This is a genomic window from Corallococcus sp. AB018 (assembly GCF_003986945.1).
GTDB lineage: Bacteria > Myxococcota > Myxococcia > Myxococcales > Myxococcaceae > Corallococcus > Corallococcus exiguus.
This window is the reverse complement of sequence record NZ_RAWR01000004.1, coordinates 74,273-85,289: the sequence shown is the minus strand read 5'-3', so window position 1 is coordinate 85,289 and position 11,017 is coordinate 74,273. Positions and strand designations below refer to the sequence as shown.

At 70.1% G+C, this 11,017-nt stretch carries 10 protein-coding genes; 6 read left to right on the top strand and 4 right to left on the bottom strand.

What is annotated here, in order from left to right:
- Window positions 1–36 precede the first annotated feature (36 nt).
- From bshC to bshA, 3 genes are read left to right on the top strand one after another with little or no spacing between them, the layout of a single operon-like run.
- Window positions 37–1,662 carry a bacillithiol biosynthesis cysteine-adding enzyme BshC gene (gene bshC, locus D7Y11_RS01675; protein ID WP_120575077.1) on the top strand — a complete coding sequence of 542 codons (1,626 nt, stop codon included), beginning with the start codon at window positions 37–39 and terminating at the stop codon, window positions 1,660–1,662.
- On the top strand, window positions 1,659–2,465 hold the full coding sequence (gene bshB1, locus D7Y11_RS01670) for a bacillithiol biosynthesis deacetylase BshB1 (RefSeq protein WP_126932859.1): 807 nt from the start codon (window positions 1,659–1,661) through the stop codon (window positions 2,463–2,465). The genes bshC and bshB1 overlap by 4 nt, the downstream gene beginning before the upstream one ends.
- Window positions 2,462–3,625 carry an N-acetyl-alpha-D-glucosaminyl L-malate synthase BshA gene (gene bshA, locus D7Y11_RS01665; RefSeq protein ID WP_126932858.1) on the top strand — a complete coding sequence of 388 codons (1,164 nt, stop codon included), beginning with the start codon at window positions 2,462–2,464 and terminating at the stop codon, window positions 3,623–3,625. The genes bshB1 and bshA overlap by 4 nt, the downstream gene beginning before the upstream one ends.
- 23 nt (window positions 3,626–3,648) lie before the next feature.
- On the opposite strand, the gene D7Y11_RS01660 is transcribed toward bshA, so the two are convergent.
- The gene (locus D7Y11_RS01660; protein ID WP_120575074.1) at window positions 3,649–4,506 is read right to left on the bottom strand and encodes a DUF2911 domain-containing protein; all 858 of its coding nucleotides are present in this window, start codon (window positions 4,504–4,506) and stop codon (window positions 3,649–3,651) included.
- 160 nt (window positions 4,507–4,666) lie between these two features.
- On the opposite strand from D7Y11_RS01660, the gene D7Y11_RS01655 reads away from it, so the two are divergent.
- Window positions 4,667–6,010: a PQQ-dependent sugar dehydrogenase gene (locus tag D7Y11_RS01655; protein ID WP_126932857.1), complete on the top strand. Its 1,344-nt coding sequence runs from the start codon at window positions 4,667–4,669 to the stop codon at window positions 6,008–6,010.
- Window positions 6,011–6,478: 468 nt separating this feature from the next.
- The gene (locus tag D7Y11_RS01645; RefSeq protein WP_126932856.1) at window positions 6,479–7,957 is read left to right on the top strand and encodes an FAD-dependent monooxygenase; all 1,479 of its coding nucleotides are present in this window, start codon (window positions 6,479–6,481) and stop codon (window positions 7,955–7,957) included.
- 27 nt (window positions 7,958–7,984) lie between these two features.
- Here D7Y11_RS01645 and D7Y11_RS01640 read toward each other — a convergent pair whose 3' ends face one another.
- The 3 genes from D7Y11_RS01640 to D7Y11_RS01630 all read right to left on the bottom strand — a co-directional run bounded on the left by D7Y11_RS01640 (window position 7,985) and on the right by D7Y11_RS01630 (window position 9,814).
- Window positions 7,985–8,317, bottom strand: coding sequence for a hypothetical protein (locus D7Y11_RS01640; protein WP_126932855.1), 333 nt, complete (start codon window positions 8,315–8,317; stop codon window positions 7,985–7,987).
- Window positions 8,318–8,529: 212 nt separating this feature from the next.
- The gene (locus D7Y11_RS01635) at window positions 8,530–9,558 is read right to left on the bottom strand and encodes a hypothetical protein (protein WP_126932854.1); all 1,029 of its coding nucleotides are present in this window, start codon (window positions 9,556–9,558) and stop codon (window positions 8,530–8,532) included.
- 13 nt (window positions 9,559–9,571) lie between these two features.
- The gene (locus tag D7Y11_RS01630; RefSeq protein ID WP_121752497.1) at window positions 9,572–9,814 is read right to left on the bottom strand and encodes a hypothetical protein; all 243 of its coding nucleotides are present in this window, start codon (window positions 9,812–9,814) and stop codon (window positions 9,572–9,574) included.
- A gap of 128 nt (window positions 9,815–9,942) precedes the next feature.
- Between D7Y11_RS01630 and D7Y11_RS01625 the strand changes: the two genes are divergently transcribed.
- Complete coding sequence (locus D7Y11_RS01625; RefSeq protein ID WP_126932853.1) at window positions 9,943–11,016, top strand: DUF3592 domain-containing protein; 1,074 nt, start codon at window positions 9,943–9,945, stop codon at window positions 11,014–11,016.
- Window position 11,017 lies beyond the last annotated feature (1 nt).

The following is an 11,017-nucleotide window of genomic DNA, read 5'->3' as shown; positions in this document are numbered from 1 at the left end:
TGGCGGGCCCGCCGCGACCTGTTATCACCGCAGGCCGTGACGTCCTCCTTCTCGACCGCGTGGCTTCGCGGAGATGCGTCCGCGCTCTCCTTTCTTTCGGATGACTATCGGCACAGTGAAGCGCGCGCCCGGGCCGTGGCCGCCGCCGCGTCGCGCACGGTGTCGCCCGCGCTGCTGGACGTCCTCGCCGCGCAGAACGCGCGCCTCGCGCCGAGTCCCGCCCGGGAGCGAAACCTCGCGCTGCTCGCGCGGCCCGGCACCGTGGCGGTGGTGACGGGACAGCAGATGGGCCTCTTCCTGGGCCCGCTGTACACGCTCTACAAAGCCGCGTCCGCCATCGTCACGGCGCGCGCGCTCCAGGAAGAAACCGGCCGGCCCTGCGTTCCCGTCTTCTGGCTCCAGACGGAGGACCACGACCTTCCGGAGATCGACCACTGTGTCATCCCACGCCCGGGCAAAGGGCCCTGTCGCCTGGCGCTCGAGCTTCCGGATGCGGCAACGTCTCGAGCGCCCATCGCCCACCGCCACCTGGGCCCGAGCGTCCTCCCTGCCCTGGCCACCCTCCGCGCCGAGCTGGGAGCAGAGCCCCACGCGGAGGAGTTCCTCTCCCTGCTGGAGCAGGCCTACCGTCCCGAAGCCACGCTCGCGGGTGCCTTCACCGACGTGCTGTCGTCCCTCTTCGCCGACGAGGGCCTGGTCTTCCTCGACCCGAGAGACGCACGGCTGGCGCCACTGGCCGCGCCCGTGCATCGCTTCGCCCTCCGGGAAGCGGGAACACTCTCCGCGGTGCTCGCGGCCCGTGCGGAGGCGCTCACCCGCGCGGGCTACGCGGTGCAGGTCCATGTCCGCCCCGGCTCGCCGCTCAGCTTCTTCTCACCGGATGCGCTGGATGGCCCGCGCTACCGGCTGGATCCGGCGGAAGCAGGCGCCTGGAGTCTGGTGGGCCACCCGGAAGGCAGCGCCATCCCCCAGGACGCGCTGCACGCCGCCCTGGAGCGTGAACCGCTGCGCTTCACCACGTCCGCGCTGCTGCGCCCCTTCCTCCAGGACACCTGGCTCCCCACGGCGGCGTATGTCGGCGGCCCGGGCGAGCTGGCCTACTTCGCGCAACTGGCGCCGCTCTACGCCCACGCGGGCCAGCCGATGCCGCTCGCCATTCCCCGGGCCCGCTTCCGCGTGCTCGATGACCGCGCGCGCCGGTGGCTCGGCAAGGTGGGGCTCCAGCCGGATGAGGTGAACGTGCCGCGCGACACGCTGCTCACGCGGCTGGCCACGCGGGATGCCCCGGAGCCGGTGGAGACACCCGAGTCCCTGGAGGCCCGCCTCTTCAACGCATTCTCCTCCGAGCTGGAGCGCGTCGCCGGACAGGTGTCGGCGGTGGACGCAAGCCTCCAGGATGCGCTGCGCCGCACCCAGGGCACGGTGCGGGTCGCGGTGTCCCGGCTGACGGGCCGCTACCGCCGCGCGCTCGCCCGGCGCGATGCCACGGCGGCCGGACAGGTGGACCGCCTGCGCACGTTCCTCTTCCCGGAGGACGCGCCCCAGGAGCGTGTCCTGGGGCTGCCCTACTTCGCCTGCCGCATCGGGACGCGTGCCTTCACGAAGCAGGTGCTCGACGCGTGTGTCCCCTTCTCCGGTGACTCGAAGGACCTGACGCCATGAGCGCGACCAGCACCGCCTACGACATCGACGTCCTCGCGTTTGGCCCACACCCGGATGACGTGGAGCTGTTCTGCGGCGGGCTGATGGCGAGCATGGCCGCCCGCGGCTACCGCACCGGCATCGTCGACCTGACGCGCGGCGAGAAGAGCTCGCGCGGCACGCCGCAATCCCGCGCGGAGGAGACAGAAGCCGCCACCCGCGCGCTGGGGCTGGCCCACCGGGAGAACCTGGAGCTGCCAGACGGCTGGCTCAATCCATGGGCGGGCTTCGACACGCCCGAGCCCGAGCGCGCCCGCACCGCCGCCGTGGTCCGCGTGGTGGAGGCGCTGCGCCGCCTGCGTCCGGAGCTGGTCGTCGTGCCCTGGGAGCAGGAGCGACACCCGGACCACGAGGCGGCCAGCGCGCTGGTGACGCGCGCCCTCTTCTTCGCGGGCGTGCGCAAGTTCGACGCGCAGTCCGCCGAGGAGCCCTTCACGCCGCGGCAGGTCCTCTACTATCCGCTGCGGCACCTGGCCGAGCCTGGCGTCATCATCGACGTCTCCGCCGTCTACGAGCGCAAGCTCGCGGCGGTGCACTGCTACGCCAGCCAGGTGATGCCCCGCCCGGACGCTCCGCCCACGCTGGTGGGCTCACCGCTGTCGCTGTCCTCGCTGGAGGCCCGGGACCGCTTCCATGGCGCGCAGATTGGCGTCACCCACGGCGAGCCCTACATCCTCCGCGAGGCGCTGGGACTGGCCGATCCGCTCGACCACTTCCGAAGGAATAGCTTCGCCCGCCCCCTGTTCTTTCCAGCACGCCCATGAACGCCCCGCTCAACGTGGCCATCACCTGCTTTCCGACGTTCGGTGGCAGCGGCATGGTCGCCACGGAGATTGGCCTCGCGATGGCGGACCGGGGCCACCGCGTCCACTTCATCGCCCGGGACCTGCCAGTCCGCCTCCATGGCGCGAACCGGAAGGTCGTCTTCCACGAGGTGACGGAGAGCGACTACCCGGCGCTCCAGCAGTCCAGCACCTATCCCATCGCGCTGGCCTCCAAGATGATCGAGGTCGCCAGCTACGAGCGCCTGGACATCCTGCACGTCCACTACGCGGTGCCGCACGCCACCGCCGCGTGGATGGCGCGCGAGGTGCTGGGCCCCAGGGCGCCGCGCGTCGTCACCACGCTGCACGGGACGGACACCACGCTGGTGGGAATCGACCCCAGCTACCTGCCGATTACGCGCTTCTCCATCATGCGCAGCGACGCGGTGACGGTGCCGTCAGCCTACCTGCGCCGCGCGACGTGGCGGGGCTTCGACATCCCCGAGAGCGTCCCCATCGACGTCATCGCCAACTTCGCGGACACCGCGCGCTTCGCCCCGGTGCGCGACCGCGCCTGCCTGCGCGCGCTCTTCCCGGCCCTGCAAGACCACGAGCCGGTGCTCATCCACGTCTCCAACTTCCGGCCGGTGAAGCGCATCGTCGACGTGGTCTCCATCTTCAAGGAAGTCCACCGCCGCCGCCCCTGCCGGTTGGTGATGGTGGGAGACGGTCCAGAGCGCTCGCCCGCGGAACGGATGCTGCGGGAGATGGGCCTGGAGGACCGCGTCGCGTTCCTCGGCAAGCAGGACCGCTTCGAGGAGCTGCTCGCCGCCTCCGACGTCTTCCTGCTCCCCAGCGAGCAGGAGAGCTTCGGGCTCGCCGCGCTGGAGGCGCTGAGCTGCGGCATTCCCGTGGTGGCCAGCGACCTGGGCGGAATCCCAGAGCTTGTCACGCACGGAGAGACGGGCTTCCTGGCGCCGCTGGGGGATGTCCCCGCCATGGTCCGGCACGTGCTCACGCTGGTCGAGGACGCGGAGCGCTGGCGGGGCTTCTCACACCGCGCGCGGGCGCGGGTCCTGGAGCACTTCCAGATGGCCCCCGCCATCGACCGCTACGAGGCGCTCTACCGCCGGCTCCTCACGGAGCCCCTCGGTCGCTGAGGGGCCCCGGGAGCGAAAGCGGGCTACTTCTTGTTCTTCCACTCCGCCAGCGACTGGGTGACCTGATCACGGGCGTAGAAGTTCTTGTCCTTCTGCCCCAGGTCCCACGCGGTCTGCGCGGCCTTGCGGGCCTCGGCGTACTTGCCCATCTGCGACAGGACGTTCGCGCGGGTCCAGTGGGCGTACCACGTGGGGTTGGCGGCCACGGCCGCGTCGGCGTGCTTCAGCGCGGCGGGAAGGTCCTGGGGGGTGCCCGCCAGGTAGGAGGCCGCGCTCGCGTGCATGCTGGCCGCGCTCTTCTCCGCCTGCTCGATGTTGGCCTTCGCGAAGGCGGCGGTGTCCACCGTGATGGGCACGGAGACGCGCAGCTTCTCCCACTCCAGGTCCAGCCGCGTGCTGGTGTCCGTGGTGTCGGTGAAGAGGTACGTCAGGCGCTCGCGCGCCGGAATCGCCGCGGTGGTGGCGCTCACCGAGGCCACGTCCTTGGAGGCGTCATAGGGCGCGGCGCCGCGCCACAGGCCCAGGTCCGTGTTCAGCATCACCTTCCAGCCCTTCTGCGAGGGCAGGCTGACGATGGCATAGGAACCGGCCGGGACGGCCTTGTCGCCGAAGGTGACAGGGTGGCTGAAGGTAATCTTCGTCGCCGCGTTGGCGCCGCTGCGCCACGCCTTGTCATTGGGGACCAGCTCGCCCCAGACCTTCCGGCCCTTCACTCCCGGGCTGGAATATTCGACGGAGATTTCGGAGACACCCACCGCCTGCGACACCTTCGCCGCGGGACTGGGGGCCGGCAGTTGGAGCTGAGCCAGCGCGGGCGTCGCCGCCAGGGTCATGAGCGCGGAGGCCATACAGCCGAAAAGCGGGTTCCTCATCGTCTTCACTTCGTCCTTTCCGACCCGCGAAGGGTCGCAGTGCCCGCGGAGTGTAGGGACGCGCAGTCGGATGTCCACCACCACCACCCGTCGTAACGCGCCCTTCCCAGTCGACCCGAAGAACGAGATGTTCGACCCTTCCTCCTTTTCCCCCTCTGGAGTGAGTCGCATGCGCATCCTGACAACGTCCCTCATCGTCGCCACCCTCCTGGTCGGTTGCCAGGAGGATCCAGAACCCACACCCCAGGACTCGGGCGTCACGCAGCAGGACTCGGGCGTTCCCCCACAGGACGCGGGCGTCACTGAAGACGCGGGCGTCACTGAAGACGCGGGCGTCACTGAAGACGCGGGCGTTCCGGAAGATCCGCTCCCCAGCGGTCCCCCGGTTCCGCGGGGCCCGCCCAACGTGCCTGAAAACACGCCGGCCTTCCCCGGGCAGACGCGCGTCCCCGCCATCCAGACGAAGACGCCCTTCCAGGTCACCGAGATTGCCTCGGGCTTCAGGAACCCCTGGGCCATCGCCTTCCTGCCGGACCAGCGCATGCTGGTGACGGAGAAGGCCACCGGCTCGCTCTACATCGTCACGCAGCAGGGCGCGAAGTCCCCCGCCGTCAGCGGCCTGCCCGCCGTGGACGCGCGCGGTCAGGGCGGCTTGCTCGACGTGGAGGTGGGCCCGGACTACGCCGAGAGCGGGCGCATCTACTGGACCTATACCGAGCCCCGCACGGGCGGCAACGGGCTGGCGGTGGCGCGCGCGCGGCTGGTGGACGGAGCGCAGCCTCGCGTGGAGAACGTCCAGGTCATCTTCCGCATGATGCCCACGCTCGAGTCGACGCTGCACTCCGGGGGACGGATGGTGTTCACCCCGGACGGCAAGCTGTTCGTCACGCTCGGGGAGCGCTCCATCCTCGCGGGCCGTGTCCAGGCCCAGGACGTGAAGAGCCACTTCGGCAAGATCGTCCGCATCAATCCCGACGGCAGCGTGCCCCAGGACAACCCGTACCTGAACAACCCGGAGGCGAAGCCGGAGATCTGGTCCATCGGTCACCGTAACGTCCTGTCCGCGGCGCTCGACAGCCAGAACCGGCTGTGGACGGTGGAGATGGGGCCGCAGGGAGGTGACGAAGTGAACCGCCCCGAGGCGGGCAAGGACTACGGCTGGCCCACCATCGGGTATGGCGAGGAGTACTCCGGCGCGCCCATCCACCAGAGCACCCAGGCTCCGGGCATGGAGCAGCCCGTGTACTACTGGGACCCGGTGATTGCGCCCTCCGGGATGGCCATCTACTCCGGGACCCTGTTCCCCGAGTGGCGGAACAACATGTTCATCGGCGGCCTGGCCGCCCAGACGCTGGTGCGGCTCATGGTGCGCAATGACCGCGTGGTGGGCGAGGAGCACCTCCTCAAGAACCTGAACGCGCGCATCCGCGAGGTGGTGCAGGGCCCCGAAGGCGCCCTCTACCTGCTCACCGACGCCACCAACGGCAAGCTGCTCAAGGTCACGCCGGAGTGAAGCATCCGTAGGCCACGCGCTCCCCACTCCCCGAGAGAATCAAACCTCGGGGAGCGGAAGGGGCGCCGTGGCGACTCCGCGGGCATCCAGGCCAGCCCCAGGTTCCTGGCGCTGCCCGAGCTCACGGTCTGGATATCCCCACCGTCCGCCAGATTGGCGGCATGGAGGCTGCTGCCTCGGGGCGACTGTAGAAGACGGTACGGTTGGGCGTACCTCCACGAGGCGTTCTACCCCGGCAAGCGTGCGTGGGCCGTGGCGTGTGAGGAGTTGATGACAAGCCCAACCCCGCAGGGACGGGTTGAAAGCAAACCACGGCCACCCTGATTCGGGCACGGGCTCGGGTTCGCCTCGGCAGCCCTCTCCGCTCTTTCCACAGCCAGCAAATGCCAGACCCCGGGTGTTGCCGCAAGCCCCCCCGGCCATGCTCCACCATCGCCCGTTTCGGTCCACGAGCGGGAGGTCGGAGAGATGCACACGGACAGGGTGACGCAGCACGCGGTGGTGATTGCAGGAGGAGGCCCGACCGGGCTGATGCTGGCGGCGGAGCTGGCGTTGGCGCAGGTGGACGTGGCCATCGTCGAGCGTCGCGCCAGTCAGGAGGTCGCCGGCTCTCGCGCGCGCGGCCTGCACGCGCGCAGCCTGGAGGTGCTCGACCAGCGCGGGGTCGTCGAGCGCTTCACCTCGCAAGGGCAAGCGGTCCAGAACGTCGCGTTCGGGCAGGCGCCCCTGGACCTCAGCGACTTCCCGACGCGCCACAACCATGGGCTCGCGCTCTTGCAGGAGCGCTTCGAGCGCATCCTGGCGGAGTGGGTGGCCCAGCTGGCGGTGCCCATCTACCGTGGGTGCGAGGTGACGGGCTTCGCGCAAGACGACACCGGCGTCGACGTCGCGCTGTCCGACGGCCGTGCGTTGCGGGCGAAGTACCTCGTCGGGTGCGACGGGGGTCGCAGCCTCGTCCGCAAGCAGGCGGGCATCGGGTTCCCGGGGTGGGACGCGTCCATCAGCTACCTCATCGCCGAGGTCGAGATGACCGGAGCGCCGACGTTCGGCATCCGCCGGGACGAGAAGGGCACCTACGCCATGGGCAAGCTGGAGGACGGACGCGTGGGCGTCGTGCTGAGAGAGGAGCAGGTCTGCACCGGCGACGCGCCGACCCTCGAGACTCTGCGCGAGGGACTCGTCGCGCTCCACGGGACGGACTACGGCCTGCGCGGCGCCACGTACCTCTCCAGGTTCACCGACATGACGCGGCAGGCAGCGTCCTACCGGGACCGGCGGGTGCTCCTGGCCGGCGACGCGGCCCACGTGCATTCGCCCATGGGCGGACAGGGGCTCAACCTCGGCGTGCAGGATGCCGTGAACCTGGGGTGGAAGCTGGCCCAGGTCGTGCGCGGCGTCTCACCGGAGGACCTGCTGGACACGTACCAGGCCGAGCGGCACCCCGTCGCGGCCCGTGCGCTGCGCAAGACCATGGCGCAGACCGCGCTGAGCCGCGGTGACGCGCGCATGGACGCCGTGCGCGAGTCGCTGTCCGAGTTGCTGCGGATGGACGGGCCACGCAAGGAATACGCGGCGATGATGTCGGGGCTGGACGTCCGCTACGACCTGGGCGACGGACACCCGCTGCTCGGGCGCCGCATGCCGGACCTCGACCTGGTCACCGCCGACGGCCCCCGGCGCGTGTTCCACCTGTTGCACGACGCGCGGCCGGTGCTGCTCGACCTGGGCGAGCCCGGCACGCTCGACGGCACGCCCTGGGCGGACCGGGTTCGGTGCGTCGCTGCGCGCTACACGGGGGCGTGGGAGCTCCCGGTGCTCGGCTCGGTCACGGCGCCCGTCGCGGTGCTGATCCGACCGGACGGACACGTCGCGTGGGTCGGGGAGGGCACGGGTCAGGGTCTGCGTGAGGCCCTGACCCGATGGTTCGGCCCGGCGCTTGCCGCGTAACGCGTTTCGCTTGCCGCTAGCCCGGCGTCAGAAGTGGCAGGTCCAGTCCGAGCCGCAGTAGCCCGCGACGCCGTTGCAGCTGCACTCCCAGTTCTCGGTGCAGATCTGCTCGGTGCAGAACGGACCACCAGGGCCACCGCCACCGCCCGTGTAGGTGAACTCGCAGGTGTTCTGGACGCAGGTCGCGGTGCGAGCGCTGGGGCAGGAGTTCCGGCAGTCCTGGTCCGTGTCGCAAATGCTCTCATGACAGATGGGGCCGAGCATGGCCTGGCTGGAGGAGGATTCCTCGTGGCTCGCGTTCGGGGCTTCCGCGGAGGCGGCGAGGAGGGTCGCGGCGAACAACTGACGGAAGAAGGACATGGGGCTCCTTGAGGGAAAGGCGCGACATCCGGAGATGTCGCGCCTCGATAAGCATACAGGCCCCACGTTGTGGATGAACGGGTTCAGCCCGCCTCCCTCAACGGGGCCCCATGCGTTCTATCCTCAAGACAACTCTCGAAGTGTGCTCGCTGCGCATCGCATCAACTCGACAGTCCACCCGCTCCGGCTGACGCCAATCGCAGACGGCGGCGCTACAAGAACTCGTCCCCTCCCCCAGTCTCCGGCTCCTGGGCGGAGAGGAGGACATCCCCGGGCCGCTGCTCCACGCGGAGGCCCAGGCCCAGGGCCGTCAGCTCCTCGAGCGCGGCGAGGGCCTCCATGACGGGCGGGACATCGGCGACCCTGGCCGGCACGGCGATGCGCTCGAGACGCGAGCCCACCTGTTCCAGCAGCGCGTGCGGAGGGAGTGCCTCGATGTATCGGCCATACAGATAGGCGGGCGCGGTCAGATGGGCGACATCGGAGGGCGGGACGGTCGCGACATACGCATCGAAGCGCGCCCTCACCTCCTCCACCGGAGTGTCCTGACGCCACAAGCCGAGCAGGGAGCGCAGGAAGTCCATCAACGGTTGCGACCAGGACGAGCCCATCTGGGCCGAGGCGACCTCCAGCGCCCGCTCGGCGCGTGCGGGGTCGGGCTCGACGAAGAACAGCGGCAGCACCTCCTCGATGCCTGGAGTGTAGAGGGGCTCCGCGAGTTGCTCCGGCGCGCCCGCGAACGAGCGCAGCGTCTCGGGTTCGAGCGGCTCACCCGCCAGCCAGCGGCACCACAGCGCCTCCAGCGAGCCCGCGGCGAGCGACGCGCGGCGCAGCAGATGGGCTCGCGCCTGCTCCACGCCTCCGAACAACAAGACGGTCACCAGGTCCCCGGCGGGAGGCCCCTCGGGAAACTCGAGCGCATCCGCCCCCGTCCAGCGCGCGTACCGTTTGCGCTTCAGGTCGCGCTGGACCTCGCTCGCCACCTCGCTCCACGCGGACCAGGGCACACCGAGCGCCGCGTAGTCCTTCCGGAGGCGCTCATCCGCGGGGGCCGAGACCTCGTTGGGGCGCTTCTTGAAGTCGGCCCGCACGCGCTTGAGCTCCTTCGCGAGCGCGGGCAGTTCCTCCGCCGGACAGCCGCCGGTCAGGAGCCGGAGGTGGGAGATGGGAACGCCGTGCAACTTGAGCAGCCAGGCCTTGAACGCCGACCAGGCGGGGGCGGAGAGGTGTCGGATTTCCACGGTCTGTCCTCGATCAGGCTGCGCCTGAGGCATTGGCGAATGGCACGAATGGCCGGCGCGCATGGAACTCCGCCATCAGCGTGCCTCCGGTGAGCTTCTCCTCATGGGGCCCGCCGGTGATGAGCTGGTTCGCCGCGCACGGCGCCAGGGCCTCGACACGTGCCGCGCACGCCCGCGACACCCGCTGCCTGCCCCAGACGAACGCCCCGCCCAGCAACAAGGCCACGCCACCAACGAGCCATTTCAGGATGCGCACCGAGAACCCCTCGTCTTCGACCGCCCATGGGAAGGCGCTGTGCCCGGCCAGAATTTGTTCGCGGCATCAGGAGTGCGTCAAGGAGAGGCCGCTTCGTTCATTCCGGAGCCACCCTGTAGATTGGGGCCATGTCATCTCGCGCGACATCCTCCGCCTTGTGGCTCCTGGTCCTGTTGCCGCTGACAGCCGGCATGTTGGCCGTGGATTTCTTTGTCGTATCCACCGCGGTCCTCCAGGCGCAGTCCTCGAGCTGGCCGACCGTGCAGGGCACCATCACCCGGAGCGAGGTGGAGACGGTGCGCTCGAACAAGAGCACCACCTATCGCCTGAAGCTGGCCTACACCTACTCCGTCGCCGGACAGTCCCATGAGGGCGGCAAGCGCCGCTTGTACTCATGGAGTACGGGGGACCTCGAGCCCGTGGAGGCGCTGGTGACGCGCTACCCCGTGGGGGCCAGCATCCCCGTGTACTACCGCCCCGCTCAGCCATCGGAGGCGGTGTTGCAGCCGGGCCCCGGGAGCGCGGAGCTGTTCATGCTCATGTTCCTGCTGCCCTTCAATCTGCTGGCGATCTGGCCGTGGATCATGGTGTCGCGAAGCTGGAGGCCAGAGCCGCCGCACGTGCCCACCTTCGTCCGGGAGGACGGCAGCGAGTGCGTGACGCTCACGGAGATGGGGACCACCATCTGGGTGTTCCTGGCCTTGGGTGGATCCGCCTTCCTTTGCGGCGTGCTCGGAGGAGTCACCGGGGGACACAACGCACCGGCGATCGTGGGCGTGGGGGCCTGGGGGGTCGTCATCGCCTGCGGTGTGCTCACCGGACGGCTGTCGAGCGCATGGCGGAAGGCCGGGCGCTACGATCTGCGCCTCCACGTCCAGGCGCGCAGTCTTTCCCTGCCGCCCGTCTCCGGACGGAAGCACCGGCTCGACCTACGGTGGCGCGACGTGCGGGCGATCCGCGTCGACCCGCCGGTTCGCGGGAACCAACGGGGAAGCGTCAACCGCTACCCTCTCACGCTCGAACACGTCACCGCCGACGGCGAAGCGCGCCGGGAAACCATCGACTCCTTCCTCCGCGAGGAGCAGGCGGAAGCCATGGCACACTGGCTGCGGACGCACCTCGACGTTGGCGAGGCGGCTCCGGAAGAACGGCGCGCCGCGCAGCCTCGCGCCAGGCCTCCAGGCCGCCAGCGACTGTCTTGAA